Source organism: Pseudomonas sp. MF6755, assembly GCF_016405635.1.
Classification (GTDB): Bacteria; Pseudomonadota; Gammaproteobacteria; order Pseudomonadales; family Pseudomonadaceae; genus Aquipseudomonas; species Aquipseudomonas haemolytica.
Genome location: NZ_JAEKDA010000026.1, coordinates 18,563 through 35,764, shown reverse-complemented (window position 1 = coordinate 35,764; position 17,202 = coordinate 18,563). Strand labels below are relative to the sequence as shown.

17 protein-coding genes are annotated in these 17,202 nt (G+C 60.2%); 9 read left to right on the top strand and 8 right to left on the bottom strand.

Translation table 11 applies throughout. From position 1 onward, the window contains the following. Positions 1-42 precede the first annotated feature (42 nt). The 3 genes from JFT66_RS27155 to betC all read right to left on the bottom strand — a co-directional run bounded on the left by JFT66_RS27155 (position 43) and on the right by betC (position 4,190). The gene (locus JFT66_RS27155; protein WP_198860492.1) at positions 43-1,611 is read right to left on the bottom strand and encodes a SulP family inorganic anion transporter; all 1,569 of its coding nucleotides are present in this window, start codon (positions 1,609-1,611) and stop codon (positions 43-45) included. A gap of 132 nt (positions 1,612-1,743) precedes the next feature. Continuing rightward, positions 1,744-2,658: a choline ABC transporter substrate-binding protein gene (gene choX / locus JFT66_RS27150; protein WP_153871199.1), complete on the bottom strand. Its 915-nt coding sequence runs from the start codon at positions 2,656-2,658 to the stop codon at positions 1,744-1,746. Between the two features lie 17 nt (positions 2,659-2,675). Further along, positions 2,676-4,190 (bottom strand): choline-sulfatase, encoded by a 1,515-nt coding sequence (gene betC, locus JFT66_RS27145; protein ID WP_034116608.1) that lies wholly within the window; start codon positions 4,188-4,190, stop codon positions 2,676-2,678. 103 nt (positions 4,191-4,293) lie between these two features. On the opposite strand from betC, the gene JFT66_RS27140 reads away from it, so the two are divergent. From JFT66_RS27140 to JFT66_RS27115, 6 genes are all read left to right on the top strand, one after another. Then, on the top strand, positions 4,294-5,244 hold the full coding sequence (locus JFT66_RS27140; protein WP_034116609.1) for a choline sulfate utilization transcriptional regulator: 951 nt from the start codon (positions 4,294-4,296) through the stop codon (positions 5,242-5,244). Between the two features lie 30 nt (positions 5,245-5,274). Then, positions 5,275-5,601: a DOPA 4,5-dioxygenase family protein gene (locus JFT66_RS27135; RefSeq protein WP_034116610.1), complete on the top strand. Its 327-nt coding sequence runs from the start codon at positions 5,275-5,277 to the stop codon at positions 5,599-5,601. A gap of 176 nt (positions 5,602-5,777) precedes the next feature. Beyond that, a complete protein-coding gene (locus tag JFT66_RS27130) occupies positions 5,778-6,737 on the top strand; it encodes a 2-dehydro-3-deoxygalactonokinase (protein ID WP_034116611.1) in 960 nt (319 codons plus the stop codon). A gap of 1 nt (position 6,738) precedes the next feature. Beyond that, positions 6,739-7,359, top strand: a complete 621-nt coding sequence (locus tag JFT66_RS27125; RefSeq protein ID WP_153871194.1) for a 2-dehydro-3-deoxy-6-phosphogalactonate aldolase — start codon at positions 6,739-6,741, stop codon at positions 7,357-7,359. Between the two features lie 48 nt (positions 7,360-7,407). Next, entirely contained in the window at positions 7,408-8,556 is a 1,149-nt protein-coding gene (gene dgoD, locus JFT66_RS27120) for a galactonate dehydratase (protein WP_034116613.1), read from the top strand. A 114-nt stretch (positions 8,557-8,670) separates the two neighbouring features. Beyond that, on the top strand, positions 8,671-9,975 hold the full coding sequence (locus tag JFT66_RS27115; RefSeq protein WP_034116614.1) for an MFS transporter: 1,305 nt from the start codon (positions 8,671-8,673) through the stop codon (positions 9,973-9,975). A 35-nt stretch (positions 9,976-10,010) separates the two neighbouring features. Here the strand turns inward: JFT66_RS27115 and JFT66_RS27110 are convergent, their stop codons facing one another. The 3 genes from JFT66_RS27110 to trpB all read right to left on the bottom strand — a co-directional run bounded on the left by JFT66_RS27110 (position 10,011) and on the right by trpB (position 13,901). Further along, positions 10,011-11,669 carry an FAD-dependent oxidoreductase gene (locus JFT66_RS27110; RefSeq protein WP_198860491.1) on the bottom strand — a complete coding sequence of 553 codons (1,659 nt, stop codon included), beginning with the start codon at positions 11,667-11,669 and terminating at the stop codon, positions 10,011-10,013. A 196-nt stretch (positions 11,670-11,865) separates the two neighbouring features. Next, positions 11,866-12,675 carry a tryptophan synthase subunit alpha gene (trpA, locus tag JFT66_RS27105; protein ID WP_034116616.1) on the bottom strand — a complete coding sequence of 270 codons (810 nt, stop codon included), beginning with the start codon at positions 12,673-12,675 and terminating at the stop codon, positions 11,866-11,868. Then, positions 12,675-13,901, bottom strand: coding sequence for a tryptophan synthase subunit beta (gene trpB / locus JFT66_RS27100; protein ID WP_034116617.1), 1,227 nt, complete (start codon positions 13,899-13,901; stop codon positions 12,675-12,677). The genes trpA and trpB overlap by 1 nt, the downstream gene beginning before the upstream one ends. Positions 13,902-14,011: 110 nt before the next feature. Here trpB and JFT66_RS27095 point away from each other — a divergent pair, with 110 nt between their 5' ends. Further along, entirely contained in the window at positions 14,012-14,908 is an 897-nt protein-coding gene (locus JFT66_RS27095) for a LysR family transcriptional regulator (protein WP_198860490.1), read from the top strand. Positions 14,909-14,916: 8 nt separating this feature from the next. Here JFT66_RS27095 and JFT66_RS27090 read toward each other — a convergent pair whose 3' ends face one another. Next, positions 14,917-15,243, bottom strand: a complete 327-nt coding sequence (locus JFT66_RS27090; protein ID WP_016969656.1) for a DUF883 family protein — start codon at positions 15,241-15,243, stop codon at positions 14,917-14,919. A gap of 158 nt (positions 15,244-15,401) precedes the next feature. Between JFT66_RS27090 and JFT66_RS27085 the strand changes: the two genes are divergently transcribed. Beyond that, positions 15,402-15,617, top strand: a complete 216-nt coding sequence (locus tag JFT66_RS27085; protein ID WP_005783406.1) for a dodecin — start codon at positions 15,402-15,404, stop codon at positions 15,615-15,617. A gap of 116 nt (positions 15,618-15,733) precedes the next feature. After that, on the top strand, positions 15,734-15,955 hold the full coding sequence (locus JFT66_RS27080; RefSeq protein ID WP_198860489.1) for a DUF1161 domain-containing protein: 222 nt from the start codon (positions 15,734-15,736) through the stop codon (positions 15,953-15,955). 58 nt (positions 15,956-16,013) lie between these two features. On the opposite strand, the gene JFT66_RS27075 is transcribed toward JFT66_RS27080, so the two are convergent. Next, positions 16,014-17,015, bottom strand: coding sequence for an LLM class flavin-dependent oxidoreductase (locus tag JFT66_RS27075; protein WP_198860488.1), 1,002 nt, complete (start codon positions 17,013-17,015; stop codon positions 16,014-16,016). Between the last annotated feature and the right edge of the window lie 187 nt (positions 17,016-17,202).

Below are 17,202 nucleotides of genomic sequence, written 5' to 3'. Positions count from 1 at the left end.
CACTTCAATGTGTGGGAGCTGCTCCCACAGTTTTGATCATATTCAGTCTTCGAAATGGATGGGGCAGTTGTCGGCCCCTTCCAGTTTTCTTAACTCCTCGACTACCTGCGGCCTGGCTCGACGCAACGTCAGGCTGCGCCCCAACCCCGCCAACCGCCGCGCCTCCTGGTGCAGCATCTCCACTCCGGAGTAGTCGATAAAATTGATCTGCTGCGCCTCGATCACCACCCGCTCGCCCTGCAAGCTTTGCAAGCGCACCTGCAGGTAATGGCTGGCGCCAAAAAAGATCGAGCCGCCTACCCGCAACACGTTTTCTTCACCGTCGCGCCATTGCTGAACCCGCGGCTGCGAGGTGCGCTTGAGGTAGAAGAACAGCGATGCCAGAACCCCGGCATAAATCGCCGTTTGCAGCTCAAGCAGTAAGGTGGCGACACACGTCAGGCTCATCACCACGAATTCGGCGCGGCTGACCCGGAACAACGCTCGAATGCCACGGTGGTCCACCAAGCCCCAGCAAATCAGCAGGATGCTCGCTGCCATGCTCGGGATCGGAATATGCGCGATCAATGTCGCTCCAAACAACGCGAATAAAGCCACCCACAAGGCGGAAAACACCCCCGCCAACGGTGAACAGGCACCCGCCTCGTAACTGAGGCCCGAGCGTGTGAAGGATCCGGCTGACAGGTAGCCGGAGAAAAATCCGCCGACGATGTTGGATAAACCCTGGGCGCGTACTTCCTGGTTGGCGTCGAGCAACTGTTGCGAGCGGGCTGACAGCGAGCGTGCAATCGACAGGCTGGTCACTAAGCCCAACATGCCCACCGCCACGGCGCTGGGCAGCAGGCGCAGGACCATGTCTAGGTCCATCGGCAACGGGCTGAACGGCGGCAATGTGCCAATAAACGAACTGACCAGCGCCACATGCCCGAACATTGCCGGCCATAGCCAGTTCGCCAGGCTGCCCAGGACCAGAGCGATCAACAGGGTCGGCCAGCGAGGTACCAGGTACTTGAGCAGCATGCCTGCCAGCAACGTACCGAGCCCAAGCGCCAAGGACGCATGGTCCCACTCGCCACCCTGGTCGATCAGCGTCAGCAGGCTATTGATAGCCGTCGCCTGGCTCGGTAAATCCAGCCCCAGCAGGTTAGGCAGCTGCCCCAAGGCGATCACCACGGCAGCGCCCAGGGTGAAACCCAACACCACCGAATGCGATACAAAATTCACCAGCGCGCCGAAGCGCAGCAGGCCGAGCAACCACTGGAACACCCCGGCGAGGAAGGTCAGCAACAGGATGAGGGTGATGTAGTCCTGGGAGCCTGGCACGGCCAAAGGGCTGATGCTGGCGTAAAGCACGATGGAAATCGCTGCCGTAGGACCGCAGATCAGGTGCCAGGAAGAGCCCCACAGGCAAGCGATCAATACCGGGATGATTGCGGCGTAGAGCCCGTACTCTGGTGGGAGGCCGGCGATCAGTGCGTAGGCAATCGACTGCGGCAGGGCGAGCACGGCACCGCTGAGGCCGACGATTGCATCCCGGCCTACGCTGGCGCGGGTTTGGCGCGGGAGCCAGCTGAGGAAGGGGAAAAGTGTATGGCGGTTGGGCCGGGGCATGAGTCGCTCGAAATACTGTAGGAGCGAGCTTGCTCGCGAAGAGGGTTAACGATAACGCGGGCTGTCTGAAAAAACGCGGCGTTTTCGAGTTCCTCGCTGGCAAGCCAGCTCCTACAAGGGGGAGTGTGATCTTTACAGTTTGGCTTTTACCGCCGGCAACGCATCCTGGCCATCCACGGTTTTCACGCCATCAAGCCACTTATCCAATACCCCCGGATTAGCCTTGATCCACGCTTTCGCCGCTTCGGCATTGCTGACCTTGTTGTTGGCCACTTGCGCCATGATGCTGTTCTCCATCTCCTGGGTGAAACTCAGGTTGGTCAGCAGTTTTCCGACATTTGGACAGGCTTGTGCGTAACCCTTGCGGGTCAGGGTATACACGCTCCCGGTGTCACCAAAATACTTCTCCCCGCCCTTGAGGTAATGCATTTTCAACTGCACGTTCATCGGGTGTGGGGTCCAGCCGAGGAAGGTAACGAAACGTTGTTTCTTCACCGCTCGCGAAACTTCGGCAAGCATCGCCTGTTCGCTGGACTCGATGAGCTTCCATTGGCCCAGGTCGAAGTCATTCTTCTTGATGATCTCCTGCAACGAGATATTCGCCGGCGCGCCGGAGCCGATGCCGTAGATCTTCTTGTCGAACTTGTCGGCAAACTTGTTCAGGTCGGCAAAGTCATGCACCCCGGCATCCCACACATAATCTGGTACCGCGAGGGTGAACTCGGTGCCCTCGAGGTTCTTCGCCAGCTGGACTACATCGCCGTTGGCCACGAACTTGTCATAGAAACCCTGTTGCGCCGGCATCCAGTTGCCGAGGAACACATCCACCTGGCCATCCTTGAGGCCGCCAAAGGTGATCGGCACTGCCAGGGTATCGACCTTGGGCTTGTAGCCCATGCCTGTCAGCAAAAAGCCGGTAATGGCGTTGGTGGCGGCAATGTCGCTCCAGCCTGGGTCGGCCATTTTTACCGTTTCACAGGTGGCGTCCGCGTAAACATTGGCGCTGGTCAACGCCAGCATGCCCAGCACAACCGTCAACTTTTGCATGGCCTTCCCTCTTTGTTTTATTGGTTTTGGCAGGGTTGTGGATAACGTGCCTTGCGCTCCAGGTCGTCGAGGTCGATATGGTTGCGCATGTACTGCTGACTGGCGTCCACCCGTGGCTGGTGATCCCAGCTCTTCAGCTTGCCTTGGGTCAGTGCCTCAAACACCAGGCGGCGCCGGCGTTGGCTGGCGAGTACCTGCTGGTGGATCGCCGGGATGTCCCATTTGGCCCGCGCTTCACGCAAAAACGCCTCGAACAGCGATCGGTGTTCCGCTGACTGGCTGAGGTTCTCCCGCTCGTGCGGATCGTTGTGCACATCGAAAAGTAGACAAGGGTCGTCTTCGCTGTAGATGAATTTGTAGGCGCCCCGACGAATCATCATCAGCGGGCTGACGGTGCCTTCGGCCATGTACTCGCCGAACACTTCGTCGTGCCCACCCTGCCCTTGCAAGTGCGGGACCAGAGAGCGGCCGTCCAGCGGCAGGCGCGGGTCCAGCTCACCGCCGGCCAGTTCCACCAGGGTCGGCAACAGGTCGGCGGTGGACACGGCTTTGGACACGCGCCCCGGCGCGAACTGCCCCGGCGCACTGATCAACAGCGGTACGCGTGCGGCCATTTCAAACCAGTGCATTTTGTACCAGAGGCCTCGCTCGCCGAGCATGTCACCGTGGTCGCCGGAGAAGATGATGAGGGTATCGTCGGCCAGGCCGGTGTCTTCCAGGGTCTGCAGCAGCTTGCCGACATTGCTGTCGATGTAGCTGCACGCACCAAAGTAGGCGCGCCGTGCGTCGCGGATCTTATCCACAGGCAGCGGTTTGTCCCACAGGTCATAAACCTTGAGCAGCCGCTGGGAGTGCGGGTCGAGGTCGGACTGGGCCGGCGTCGCTGGCATTGGGATGTCGTTGTCGTCGTACAGGTCCCAGAACGGCTTGGGAATGGTGTAGGGGTCGTGGGGATGGGTCATCGACACGGTGAGGCAGAATGGCTGGTTGCCGTCTTCGCGGATATGGTCGAACAGGTATTGTTGGGCCTTGAACACCACCTCTTCGTCGAAATCCAGCTGGTTGGTGCGCACGCACGGGCCGGCTTGCAGCACCGAGGACATGTTGTGGTACCAGGTGGGGCGTACGTCCGGTTCATCCCAGTTCACCGCCCAACCATAGTCGGCGGGGTAGATGTCGCTGGTCAGGCGTTCTTCGTAGCCGTGCAGTTGGTCGGGGCCGCAGAAGTGCATCTTGCCCGACAGCGCGGTGCGGTAACCAAGGCGACGCAGGTAGTGGGCATAGGTCGGTACATCGGCGGGGAAATCGGCGGCGTTGTCGTAGGCGCCGATCTTGCTCGGCAACTGGCCGCTGACCAGGGTGAAGCGCGACGGCGCGCACAACGGGCTGTTGCAATAGGCGGCGTCAAACACCACGCCTTGCGCGGCGAGGCGGCTGAGGTTAGGCAACTTGATCGGGGACGGACCGTAGAACGGCAGCATCGGCGCGGCCATTTGATCGGCCATGATGAAAAGAATGTTCTTGCGCTTCATGGGCTCTCGGCATTCCATAGGCAGTGTTTATGCGAATGAGCATGCGGCCCATGGAAAATGGGGTAAAGCCCACGGCAAGCAATGTCTAGGATAAGTACAGCTTATGTATGAAGCGCTTGGCGACCTCTCTCTCGACCTGCTGCGTGCCTTTGAGGCGGCGGCGCGCCACCGCAGTTTTACCGCTGCCGCGACGGAGCTGGGCACCACCCAACCGGCTGTCAGCCAGCAGATCAAGCGTCTTGAAGAACAACTGGCAATCCGCCTGTTTGACAGAATCTATCGCGGTATCGAGCTGACTGACGCCGGTGCCCTGCTGTTCGAGCACGTGCAAAACGGCTTGCAGAGCATCAACCAAGGCCTCAGTGCTATCTCCCAGCAAGACCAGCATGAAGTGCTGCAAGTGGCCACCGACTTCGCCTTTGCCGCGTATTGGCTGATGCCGCGCCTGCATCGCTTCCACCAGGCCAACCCGCAGGTGGATGTGAGCTTGGTCACCAGCGAGCGCAACCACGCCACCCTGCGCAGCGATATTGATGTGGCGGTGCTGTTCGGCGATGGCCGTTTCAGGCAGGGCGACAGCTTGTGGTTGTTCAATGAGGAAGTGTTCCCGGTGTGCAGCCCGCAATGGCTCAAGAGCCAGGCCGCGCCCTTGACCGTGCAGACCTTGCAAGACTGCCCGCTGCTGCACCTGCGTCAGGAAAACAACAGCCAGTGGTTCGACTGGAGCGGGGTGTTTCGCGAACTGGGTATCACGACGGCACCCACCCCGGGCCAATTGCGTTTCGATAATTACACCCTGCTGATCCAGGCCGCGATTGCCGGCCAGGGTGTTGCCATCGGCTGGCGTCATCTGGTGGATAACCTGCTGGAACAGCACTGGCTGTGCCGACCGATCAGCGACACGGTGATCTCACGCTTCGGCTATTACGTGGTGCAGCCCCAGCGCAAACGTCGGGGGCCGTTGGTCGAGCGTTTTGTCGAGTGGCTGGTGGCGGAACAGGCCAGCAGTGCGCAGTCGTTGACCGGGCTGGCCCTGCCATCGATTGCGGTCTAGGATCGGGGAATATTGGTTCCGGAGTCCCCCATGCAACGTATCAAGGGCTATCACGCCCATGTCTACTTTGACGCCAGCACCATCGACCAGGCGCGCACGCTCTGTGAAGACGCGGTCAAGCTGTTCCCGTTACACATGGGCCGTGTGCATGAGCGGCCCGTAGGTCCGCACCCGGATTGGAGTTGCCAGCTGGCATTCGACCCGGAATACATCGGCGTGGTACTGCCGTGGCTGGCGCTGCATCGTAATGGCCTGGTGGTGTTCCTGCACCCCGAAACCGGCGATGACCTGAAGGATCACACCGATTACGCGATCTGGATGGGCGCGATGCGCGAGCTTGACCTGTCGATTTTTTAACCTTGCTTATCAGTTAAAGCCCTGCCGTTCCCGTTGCAACAATAGGGAGGGCTGTAGGATTCATCTCGTTTTATCTCAATATATGGGATTGATATTTATATATTGAGATATCGCCGAGCGTAGGTTTATATTCGCCCATCTGCTTTTTTCAGCACCCACTTATTTCAGGTGAAGCGATGCAAGCGCAATTGATCGCGCTCGATTGGGGGACCAGCTCCCTTCGTGCTTACAAACTCGGCCCCGCCGGCGCTGTATTGGAACAGCGCTCGTTGGCCTGCGGCATCATGCATTTACCCATCGAACCCCGGGACATCGCCGGCATTTACTGTACGAACGGCTTCGAGTTGGCGTTCGATACCGCTTGCGGCGATTGGCTCGACGCGCAGCCCGGGTTGCCGGTTATCGCTTGCGGTATGGTCGGCAGCGCCCAGGGCTGGAGTGAGGCGGCTTACCGCAACACACCTGTGGATGTCGCCAGCCTCGGCCAGGCGTTGCACTGTGTACGCAGCCTGCGTGGGGTGGATGTGCATATCGTGCCCGGAGTGATCGAGCAGGTCGGCCTGCCCAATGTGATGCGCGGCGAAGAGACCCAGGTGCTCGGCGTACTGCAAGGCCTTGGGACCCAAGTGTTGATTGGGTTGCCCGGCAGCCATTCCAAGTGGGTTGAGGTGATCGAAGGTCGCATTACTCATTTCGACACCTTCATGACCGGTGAACTGTTCGCGGTATTGAGCAAGCACAGCATCCTGGGCCGTACCCAGCAGCCGTGCGACCAGTTCCAGGCCGAGGCTTTCGACCGCGGCGTGCAGGTGGCACTTTCGAAAGACGGCCAGCGTGGCGTGCTGTCGACCCTGTTCAGTGCCCGTACCCTGGGCCTGACCGCCGAACTCTCGCCCGACCAGCAACCTGACTATCTGTCTGGCCTGCTGATCGGCCACGAACTTGCTGGCTTGCCAGACCACGCCAGGCACAAGCCGATCATCCTGGTGGGTGCTGCTCCACTCTGCGCCCGCTATCAACGTGCCCTCGCCTTGTGCGGCTTCGCCCACGTGAGCCTGGCGCAGGAAGCCACCGAGCGCGGCCTGTGGCAACTGGCCGTGGCGGCTGGGCTCACTCAACCTGTAACGGAGGCCTGACATGCTCAAGCAAGCACTCGCGCAAAACGGTTTGATCGCAATCCTGCGCGGCATACGCCCGGACGAAGCCCAGGCCGTCGGCCAGGTGCTGTACGACGCGGGTTTTCGCGTGATCGAAGTCCCGCTCAATTCGCCAGACCCGTACACCAGCATCCGCACCCTGCGCGACAGCCTGCCCGCCGATTGCCTGATTGGCGCCGGCACGGTGTTAACGGCGGAACAGGTCGATCAGGTAAAGACCGCAGGTGGCCAGGTGATCGTCATGCCCCATAGCGATGCCAAGGTACTGCGTGCTGCCAAGGCTGCGGGCCTGTACTTGTCGCCTGGTGTGGCGACGCCCACCGAAGCCTTCGCCGCACTGGCCGAAGGCGCCGACGTATTGAAGCTGTTCCCGGCCGAGCAAATGGGCCCTTCGGTGATCAAGGCATGGCTGGCGGTATTGCCGGCGGGCACCTTGTTGCTGCCGGTGGGCGGCATTACTGCGGACAACATGCAGGTGTTCATTGACGCCGGCGCCAAGGGGTTCGGGTTGGGTTCCGGTTTGTTCAAACCGGGAATGACAGTGGATCAGGTCGCGAGCCGAGCCCAGGCTTATGTAGCCGCCTGGAAAGCCCTGAGCTGAGAACAAGTTCCGCGCCCACAGGCGCTGCATCTATAAGAGAGACAAGAGATGAAAATCACCAAACTGACGACTTTTATCGTCCCGCCGCGCTGGTGCTTCCTCAAGGTCGAAACCGACCAGGGTGTGACTGGCTGGGGTGAGCCCGTGGTTGAGGGCCGCGCTCATACCGTTGCCGCCGCTGTCGAAGAACTGTCCGACTACCTGATCGGCAAAGACCCACGCAATATCGAAGATATCTGGACCGTGCTTTACCGCGGTGGTTTCTACCGTGGCGGTGCCGTGCACATGAGCGCCCTCGCCGGCATCGACCAGGCGCTGTGGGACATCAAGGGCAAGGCCTTGGGCGTCTCGGTCAGCGATCTGCTGGGTGGTCAGGTGCGTGACAAGATCCGTGTGTACTCGTGGATCGGCGGCGACCGCCCAGCCGACACTGCCCGTGCCGCCAAAGATGCCGTGGCCCGTGGCTTCACTGCGGTGAAAATGAACGGCACCGAAGAATTGCAGTTCATCGACAGCTTCGAAAAAGTCGACCTGGCCCTGGCTAACGTCGCTGCCGTGCGCGATGCGGTCGGCCCTAACGTCGGTATCGGCGTCGACTTCCACGGCCGCGTGCACAAGCCCATGGCCAAGGTGCTGATGAAAGAGCTCGACCCGTACAAACTGATGTTCATTGAAGAGCCGGTGCTCAGTGAAAACTACGAGGCGCTGAAAGAACTGGCCCCGTTGACCAGTACGCCGATTGCCCTGGGCGAGCGCCTGTTCTCGCGTTGGGATTTCAAGCGGGTGCTCAGCGAAGGCTATGTGGACATCATCCAGCCGGACGCCTCCCACGCGGGCGGTATTACCGAAACCCGCAAGATCGCCAACATGGCCGAAGCCTACGACGTGGCTCTGGCCCTGCACTGCCCGCTCGGCCCGATCGCCCTGGCGGCGTGCCTGCAACTGGATGCGGTTTGCTACAACGCGTTTATCCAGGAACAGAGCCTGGGTATTCACTACAACGAGAGTAATGACCTGCTCGACTACGTGCGTGACCCGGGCGTATTCGACTATGACCAGGGCTTTGTGAAGATCCCCAATGGCCCGGGCCTGGGCATTGAGATCAACGAGGAATATGTGGTTGAGCGTGCGGCCATCGGTCATCGCTGGCGCAATCCGATCTGGCGCCATGCCGATGGCAGCTTTGCCGAGTGGTGATTCCTGCTTGAAGAAACGCGGTTGAAAATGTGGGAGGGGGCTTGTCCCCTCCCACATTTGATCCGGTTCCTTCAGTAAGCCCAATCCTCAATAAACACAAGAAGAGGCAACCCCATGCACGCTGAACCCCTCCCTGGGCAGGCTTCTTTAGTGACGCCCAGTAGAAAGCGCTACTTCATCATGGTGCTGCTGTTCATTACCGTGGTGATCAACTATCTCGACCGCAGCAACCTGTCGATTGCTGCCCCGGCGCTGACCAGCGACTTGGGTATTGACCCGGTGCAGGTCGGGCTGATTTTCTCGGCGTTCGGCTGGACCTACGCCGCCATGCAAATCCCGGGCGGCTGGCTGGTAGACCGCGTGCCGCCGCGCATTCTTTATACGGTCGCCCTGCTGTTGTGGTCGATTGCCACCGTCATGCTGGGGTTCGCCGCGAGCTTCATCGCGCTGTTTGTGCTGCGCATGGCAGTGGGTGCGCTGGAAGCGCCGGCCTATCCGATCAACAGCCGTGTGGTCACCACCTGGTTTCCCGAGCGCGAGCGCGCGACCGCGATTGGCGTCTACACCTCCGGGCAATTCGTTGGCCTGGCGTTCCTCACGCCGGTACTGGCCTGGCTTCAGCACCATTACGGCTGGCACATGGTATTTGTCGTTACCGGTGGCGTCGGCATCCTGTGGGCGGCGATCTGGTACGCGGTGTATCGCGAGCCGAAGGATTTCAAAGGGGTCAATGCCGCTGAAATCAAGTTGATCCGTGACGGCGGCGGCCTGGTGGACATGCAGGCGCAAACGTCCAAGGCACCCTTCAGTTGGGTCGACCTCGGCATCGTGCTGAGCAAGCGCAAACTCTGGGGCATTTACCTGGGCCAGTTCTGCCTGAACTCCACGCTGTGGTTCTTCCTGACTTGGTTTCCGACCTACCTGGTGAAATATCGCGGCATGGACTTCATCCAGTCAGGCTTGCTGGCATCGTTGCCGTTCCTGGCAGCGTTTGTGGGCGTGCTGTGTTCGGGGGTGTTTTCCGATTGGCTGATTCGCCGTGGTGCCTCGGTGGGCTTTGCGCGCAAGTTGCCGATCATCAGCGGGCTGCTGATTTCCACGGCAATCATCGGTGCCAACTATGTGGACTCGACGGCGTGGGTCATCGCGTTTCTGGCGGTGGCGTTTTTCGGCAATGGCCTGGCATCGATTACCTGGTCGCTGGTGTCGACCTTGGCGCCTGCCCGGTTGCTGGGGCTGACCGGGGGCGTGTTCAACTTCATCGGTAACCTGTCCGCGATCGCGACGCCGATCGTGATTGGCTTTCTGGCCAGTGGTTCGTCGTTTGCGCCAGCGATTACCTACATCGCGGTACTGGCGTTGCTGGGAGCACTTTCCTACATATTGCTTGTAGGTAAAGTCGAGCGGATCGAGCTGTAAAAAAGGGCGGCCTTGGGGCCGCCCTTTTTTCGCGATTACCGCACCGACATTTCGTTATGGAAAATGTTGTGCGGGTCCCAGCGCTGTTTGGTACGCCGCAGGCGCCTTTCGATGTTCTGGTCGGGAAAGAAGATCTTGTACCACTGGGGGTTTTCGCCATTGGCTGGGTTGCCTCCCACGTAGGTCATGTCGAGGTCGGGGTAGTTGATGTAGCAACCTTCGAACTCGTCGTTGACCGGTACTCCCTGATCATTGGCAAACGCGTTGAAGTACAGCCCTCGGATCCAGTCGGCATGAGCTTGGTCCGAGGCAGCGCTGTCGTCACGCCAGTAACATTGTGGTTGCCACTTGAGGTATGACGAGCGCTGTACGGCCGACGACTCCTTGCGTACCAGCCCGCTGGCGGCATTGATCTGGCCGCCGAAGGACTGAATCTGGATAAGGCTTTGTGTCAGGCGGTTATCGGGGTCTGGCCAGGTCAGTGCTTTCCAGATGGCGTCCAGCACTTGAGGGATAAACTCGCCCTTCTGGTAGGCCGATTTATAGCGCCCACGCTGGTTGTCCCCCGATCCATTCAATGTTTGCTGGCACACCAGCCAATCCAGGCGTTGGGCCGCTGCTTGGGCAGATGACACTGAGTTGATGGCGCGCCCGCCGGTGGTACTACGGGGCAGATGGATGACGTGAAACGGCACCAGCGACTCAGTGGCGGGTAGGCCGATGGCCGTGAGCATCTTGTCGACAAAGTCATTGAAGGGCGCCCGGTCTTTGAGCTCCCCGTCCTTGTCTACATAGTGAATTCCCAGGGTCACATTGCCCGTGTGCTGATGGCGCATCTCCAGCTTGGTCGCCAGGCCCCAGGTGTCCGGGTTGCCTTGATTGCTGGCGAACCATGACTGATAGGCCACCAGCAGGTTGTCGAGTGCAGGCTTGGTCAGTACGGACCAGTCCCATTCCAACACCAGCCACAGCACCTCTTTCGGTGCCGGTGGCAGGTCTTTGAAGTAATAGCTGGTGATGATGCCGAACTGCCCGCCGCCCGCACCGCAGCACGCAGCGAACAGGTCCAGTTCGTCCTGGCTGGCGCTGTCCCTGGACACGTGGCGCGGTTCGAGGCCTTTGCCGTGGCTGTCGGGCACCAGGATATCCACACCACTCAGCCAGTCACACACCAGTCCATATTTGCGCGACAGCAGCCCATAGCCACCCCCACAAATGTGCCCGCCCAGGCCCACCGAATAACACGAGCCACCGGGCAGGGTTTTGTTGGCCAATTTGTACAACGTGACATAGGCATCCCAGTTTTGGGCCCCGGCTTCCAGGCGAAAGCTATAGCGTTCAGTTGCGCTGGGCTCCAGCTCGGAACCGAGTTGCCCGTTGGCGCTGTAGACCACTCGGTTCAGCGCACTGATATCCAGAATCGACAGCATCTCATGGGGGTTGTCGGGCATCTTGTTGGCGACAAAACCCTCGTAGCAATGGCCACCGCTACGTACGGTGATGCGCCCATTGGGTTGCGCCAACGCCTGTGCGGCGGCGTCAATGATGTCTTGGGGGCTACGGCAGAGGTAGATCAGGTTGGCGCCATTGGGTGAGGACTGGCCCAGCACGTTGCCTAGCGGCCAGCGCAGGTTGAAGCCTTTTTGCAACGTTGAATGACGGCGATCTGAAGGGGGGACGAGATCAAATGCCATGATGTACTCCTTAAAGAGCCAAGGATGACTTCTGATGCGGCTAACTTAACGACCGAGGGGCAAGGACTGCCGGGCTTGCGAGGGAGGTTAGACGGCAAAGGGCACGAAGTTCGTTAAAGGGAGGGGCGAAATGCCCGCCCCTTTGAGCCTAGCGTATAAATCGAAAGTGTTCAGAGGGTGCGATCTGACCAGGGGATTACTTACGAGCGTTACGCACACCTTCGGACAGCGCCGCGCACAGGCTCAACACCCCATCAATGGCTTGCTGGTCATTCTTGGCGTTGGCGATGTGATCGATCAGCGCCGACCCCACCACCACACCATCGGCCAGACGCGCAATCGCCGCGGCCTGGTCCGGGGTGCGGATGCCAAAGCCGATACTGATCGGCAGGTCGGTATGACGACGCAGGCGGGTGACGGCTTCTTCGACATGTTCGAGGGTGGCGGCACCCGCACCGGTCACACCGGCGACCGACACGTAATACACAAAGCCGGAGCTGCCATTGAGCACGGTGGGTAGGCGTACGTCATCGGTGGTTGGCGTGGTCAGACGGATAAAGTCGATGCCTGCAGCCTGGGCCGGGTCGCACAGCTCACCGTTGTGCTCAGGCGGCATGTCGACCACGATCAGGCCGTCGACGCCGGCTTCCTTGGCATCGGCGATGAACTTCGGTACGCCATATTTGTGGATCGGATTGAAGTAGCCCATCAACACCAGCGGGGTGTCGTTATTGTCTTTGCGGAACTCGCGAACCATTTGCAGGGTTTTGAGCAGGTTCTGCTTGGCTTCCAGCGCGCGGATATTGGCCAATTGAATGGCCGGGCCGTCAGCCATCGGGTCGGTGAAGGGCATGCCCAGTTCGATCACGTCGGCGCCAGCCGCTGGCAAGCCTTTGAGGATGGCCAGCGAGGTGTCATAACCCGGGTCGCCGGCGGTGACGAAGGTCACCAGGGCGGCGCGGTTTTGTTCTTTGAGTTGGTCAAAGCGGGTTTGCAGGCGGCTCATCAGTGTTTCTCCTGCTTAGCGGTTTCCATGTGGTGCATCACGGTCTGCATGTCTTTGTCGCCACGGCCAGAAAGGTTAACCACCATCAGGTGATCTTTGGGCAAAGTCGGTGCGCGCTTGAACACTTCAGCCAGGGCGTGGGCGCTTTCCAGTGCAGGAATAATCCCTTCCAGGCGGCAGCATTTGTGGAAGGCGTCGAGGGCTTCGTCGTCGGTCACCGAGGTGTACTGGACACGGCCGATATCATGCAACCAGGCGTGTTCCGGGCCGATGCCAGGGTAGTCGAGGCCGGCGGAAATCGAGTGGGCGTCGATGATCTGGCCGTCGTCGTCCTGCAGCAGGAAGGTGCGGTTGCCGTGCAGCACACCCGGTACGCCGCCGTTGAGGCTGGCGGCGTGTTTACCGGTTTCGATGCCGTGGCCTGCCGCTTCCACGCCGATGATCTCGACGCTGGTGTCATCCAGGAACGGGTGGAACAGGCCCATGGCGTTGGAGCCACCGCCGATACACGCCACCAGGCTGTCCGGCAGGCGGCCTTCCTGGGCTTGCAGCTGGGTGCGGGTTTCCTTGCCGATCACGGCCTGGAAGTCGCGCACCATTGCCGGGTACGGGTGTGGGCCGGCCACGGTGCCGATCAGGTAGAAGGTGCTGTCGACGTTGGTCACCCAGTCACGCAGCGCTTCGTTCATCGCGTCTTTCAGGGTGCCGGTGCCAGCAACCACCGGGATCACTTCGGCGCCCAGCAACTTCATGCGGAACACGTTGGCCTGCTGGCGCTCGATGTCGGTGGTGCCCATGTAGATCACGCATTGCAGGCCAAAGCGCGCCGCCACGGTGGCAGTGGCCACGCCGTGCATGCCGGCGCCGGTCTCGGCGATGATGCGTTTCTTGCCCATGCGCCGCGCCAGCAGGATCTGGCCGATGCAGTTGTTGATCTTGTGCGCGCCGGTGTGGTTCAGCTCTTCGCGCTTGAGGTAGATCTTGGCGCCGCCGCAGAACTCGGTCAGGCGTTCGGCGAAGTACAGCGGGCTTGGGCGTCCGACGTAATCGCGTTGGAAGTAGGCCAATTCTTCATTGAACGCCGGATCCACCTTGGCGGCTTCGTATTCACGGGCCAGGTCGAGGATCAACGGCATCAGGGTTTCGGCGACGTAGCGGCCACCGAACGCACCAAACAGGCCGTTGGCGTCAGGGCCGTTGCGAAGGTCGGTCTGGGACTGAGTCATGGGACGCTCCAGGAAGGAATGTGTGTGAGAGGCAATGACGGCCACTCTACCCCTCACGCTTTAGCCTGAAAACCGATAAGATCGCCGTAACCTGTCAGGAAAACTCACGCATGAGCCGCGACCTCCCGCCCCTCAATGCCTTGCGCGCATTCGAAGCCACTGCCCGCCTCAACAGCGTCAGCCAGGCTGCGGAGCAACTGCACGTGACCCACGGCGCGGTGAGTCGCCAGTTGAAAGTGCTTGAAGAACACTTGGGTGTGAGCCTGTTCGTCAAGGAGGGGCGTGGCCTTAAACTCACAGATGCGGGCGTGCGGCTGCGGGATACCAGCGCGGAGGCGTTCGAGCGTTTGCGGGACGTGTGCGCTGAGCTCACCCAGAGCAGCGCCGATGCACCTTTCGTGCTGGGGTGTTCGGGCAGTTTGCTGGCGCGTTGGTTTATTCCGCGCCTGGGGCGCTTGAATGCAGATTTGCCCGACTTGCGCCTGCACCTGTCGGCAGGTGAAGGCGATCTGGATCCTCGTCGCCCTGGGTTGGATGCCTTGTTGGTATTTGCCGAGCCACCGTGGCCGGCGGATATGCAGGTGTATGAACTGACCAGCGAGCGTATCGGCCCGGTGCTGAGCCCACGCTTTTCTGGTTATGAACAACTGCGTGAGGCACCGGCATTGGCGTTGATGGGTGAAGCGTTGCTGCACACCACGTCTCGGCCGCAAGCCTGGCCCAGTTGGGCGCGGCAACATGGCATCGAGCCGGGCGCGTTGAAACTCGGCCAGGGGTTTGAGCACTTGTATTATTTGCTGGAGGCGGCCGTTGCAGGGTTGGGGGTGGCGATCGCGCCAGAACCGCTGGTGGCAGAGGACCTGCGTGCGGGTCGCCTGGTGGCGCCGTGGGGTTTCAGTGAAACCCCGGCGCATCTGGCGTTGTGGCTACCCAAGCGCGCCGCAGATGGGCGCGCTGGGCAGTTGGCGCAATGGCTCAAGGCTGAGCTGTTGCGCCAACCGCTATAACCGGTCAATCAGTCACCGCGTTTGCACAGCAGGTAAGCCGCCAGCAGGCCCAGCGCGCCAACGGCGACGCCTGCGGTAGTCCAAGGGTGCTCTTGTGCGTAGTCCCGGGTGGCAGCACCGGTTTCGCGGATTTTGACTTTGCTTTCTTCGTAAGCGTCGCTGATCAGGTGACGAGAGTGCTTGAGGGCGTTCTCGGCATTGCTTTTCAGGGCCTTCAGCGTTTTGCGCGACTCATCGGACGCGTCATCCTTGAGGCTCTCAAGGGATTTGAGCAGGCTCGAAATCTCGGCTTCCATGCTTTCCAGCGACGCTTTGCGTAAAGAAGTGTTGGCCATTTGGACATCTCCTGAAGTGATTGAGTGGCGTGTGTAGATACCGACTGCGGCGGTTTCAGAAAGTGCAGTAATTCTGAACTTTCGCCTCCCAACGGTCGCCAGAAGCAGTAAGAACATTCACTGCTAGTCTTGATTAACGACCCCCTAGGAGAAACGCCATGAGTGATCATCACACCTACAAGAAAGTCGAACTGGTGGGCTCTTCCACCACCAGCATCGAAGACGCAATCAACAATGCCCTGGCTGAAGCCAACAAAAGCATCAAGCATCTGGAATGGTTCGAGGTGACCGAAACCCGCGGGCACATCAAGGACGGCAAGGCTGCGCACTTCCAGGTCACGCTTAAAGTGGGATTCCGAATTGCCAGTAGTTGATCGGGTGAATTGAACTTTGCCCGCTGGCCGATTGCCATAACCTGCGCTACAAACAACGGGTGCCGATGCGATGAGCGTCGGCACGCTCTTTTTGATCAGCGCAAGGAAAGTAACGGATGAAGAAGTTTCTGCTGGCGGTAGGTTTGTTGAGCATTGCGGGTACGGCCCTGGCAGCCAAGGACTGTGAGGAGCTGAAAGGCGAGATCGCAGCGAAAATCGATGCCAAGGGCGTACCGCATTACTCTCTGGAAATCGTAGATAAAGGCGCCGCAGCGGGTGGTGAGGTCGTGGGTACGTGCGGCGGCGACACCAAGGAAATCGTCTACAAGCGCGGTTAATCCCGTGTTGCAGACATAAAAACGACGCACCGGTGCGTCGTTTTTTTTCGCCTGGCATTCAGCCTTTCATCACCTGCGCCAGCAGCTCGTAGGAATGAATCCGGTCGGCGTGCTCGTACAGGTCGCAGGTGAAGATCAGTTCATCGGCGCCGGTCTGCTCGATCAACACCTCCAGCTTGGCGCGGATCTTCGCCGGGCTGCCCACCATGGCTAAACCAAGGAAGCTACCGACTGCGTCTTTTTCATGGGGCAACCACAGGCCGTCCATGGTTTTTACCGGTGGGCGCTGCACCAGGCTCTGGCCGCGCATCAGCGCGAGGATGCGTTGGTACACCGAGGTGGCCAGGTAATCGGCCTGTTCATCGGTATCCGCTGCCACCAGTGGAACGCCGAGCATCACGTAGGGTTTGTCCAACACGGCCGAAGGCTTGAAGTGATTGCGGTACACGCGAATCGCCTCATGCATCAAGCGCGGTGCGAAATGGGAGGCGAAGGCATAGGGCAAACCACGCTCGCCGGCCAATTGTGCACTGAACAGGCTTGAGCCCAGCAGCCACACTGGCACATTGGTGCCGGTGCCCGGTACAGCGATAACCCGTTGGTCGGGCGTACGTGGGCCCAGGTACGCCATCAGCTCGGCCACGTCTTCGGGAAAGTCATCGGCACTGCCGGAGCGTTCACGGCGCAGGGCGCGGGCGGTCATCTGGTCGGAACCGGGGGCGCGGCCCAAGCCCAGGTCGATGCGCCCGGGGTAGAGGCTTTCCAGCGTGCCGAATTGCTCAGCGATCACCAGCGGTGCGTGGTTAGGCAGCATCACCCCGCCGGAACCCACGCGGATGGTCGAGGTACCACCGGCCAGGTAGCCGAGCAGTACCGAGGTGGCCGAACTGGCGATGCCGTCCATATTGTGGTGCTCAGCCACCCAGAAGCGGTGGTAGCCGAACTTTTCCACGTGTTGGGCCAGGTCCAGGGAATTGCGCAGCGATTGTGCCGGACTGCCATTGGCGCGCACGGGCACCAGGTCGAGGGTCGAAAACTTTACGTCGGACAGCGATTTCATAAGCCTGCTTCTCCAATGGGCGCGCACAGGCTTTTGTAGACGAGCCAAAACCTGCCGCTGCATGTGCATGCTCTATGCAATGAGGGCATATACCCGAGATTCAATAGAGTACTCCGAAATTTCCTACTGTATCGCTAGGTTTCTCCGACAAGATGAACTTTGCCGGTGCGTCTATCCTCAGAACCTT

Excerpts from the sequence above, each read along its gene's own strand:
- JFT66_RS27135 (WP_034116610.1), top strand. The coding sequence starts at position 5,275 with ATGCAACGTATCAAGGGCTATCACGCCCATGTCTACTTTGACGCCAGC.
- JFT66_RS27130 (WP_034116611.1), top strand. The coding sequence starts at position 5,778 with ATGCAAGCGCAATTGATCGCGCTCGATTGGGGGACCAGCTCCCTTCGT.
- JFT66_RS27075 (WP_198860488.1), bottom strand. The coding sequence starts at position 17,015 with ATGAAATCGCTGTCCGACGTAAAGTTTTCGACCCTCGACCTGGTGCCC.
- JFT66_RS27115 (WP_034116614.1), top strand. The coding sequence starts at position 8,671 with ATGCACGCTGAACCCCTCCCTGGGCAGGCTTCTTTAGTGACGCCCAGT.
- JFT66_RS27125 (WP_153871194.1), top strand. The coding sequence starts at position 6,739 with ATGCTCAAGCAAGCACTCGCGCAAAACGGTTTGATCGCAATCCTGCGC.
- JFT66_RS27095 (WP_198860490.1), top strand. The coding sequence starts at position 14,012 with ATGAGCCGCGACCTCCCGCCCCTCAATGCCTTGCGCGCATTCGAAGCC.
- JFT66_RS27140 (WP_034116609.1), top strand. The coding sequence starts at position 4,294 with ATGTATGAAGCGCTTGGCGACCTCTCTCTCGACCTGCTGCGTGCCTTT.
- trpA (WP_034116616.1), bottom strand. The coding sequence starts at position 12,675 with ATGAGCCGCCTGCAAACCCGCTTTGACCAACTCAAAGAACAAAACCGC.
- JFT66_RS27080 (WP_198860489.1), top strand. The coding sequence starts at position 15,734 with ATGAAGAAGTTTCTGCTGGCGGTAGGTTTGTTGAGCATTGCGGGTACG.
- JFT66_RS27085 (WP_005783406.1), top strand. The coding sequence starts at position 15,402 with ATGAGTGATCATCACACCTACAAGAAAGTCGAACTGGTGGGCTCTTCC.
- JFT66_RS27110 (WP_198860491.1), bottom strand. The coding sequence starts at position 11,669 with ATGGCATTTGATCTCGTCCCCCCTTCAGATCGCCGTCATTCAACGTTG.
- trpB (WP_034116617.1), bottom strand. The coding sequence starts at position 13,901 with ATGACTCAGTCCCAGACCGACCTTCGCAACGGCCCTGACGCCAACGGC.
- betC (WP_034116608.1), bottom strand. The coding sequence starts at position 4,190 with ATGAAGCGCAAGAACATTCTTTTCATCATGGCCGATCAAATGGCCGCG.
- JFT66_RS27090 (WP_016969656.1), bottom strand. The coding sequence starts at position 15,243 with ATGGCCAACACTTCTTTACGCAAAGCGTCGCTGGAAAGCATGGAAGCC.
- dgoD (WP_034116613.1), top strand. The coding sequence starts at position 7,408 with ATGAAAATCACCAAACTGACGACTTTTATCGTCCCGCCGCGCTGGTGC.
- choX (WP_153871199.1), bottom strand. The coding sequence starts at position 2,658 with ATGCAAAAGTTGACGGTTGTGCTGGGCATGCTGGCGTTGACCAGCGCC.
- JFT66_RS27155 (WP_198860492.1), bottom strand. The coding sequence starts at position 1,611 with ATGCCCCGGCCCAACCGCCATACACTTTTCCCCTTCCTCAGCTGGCTC.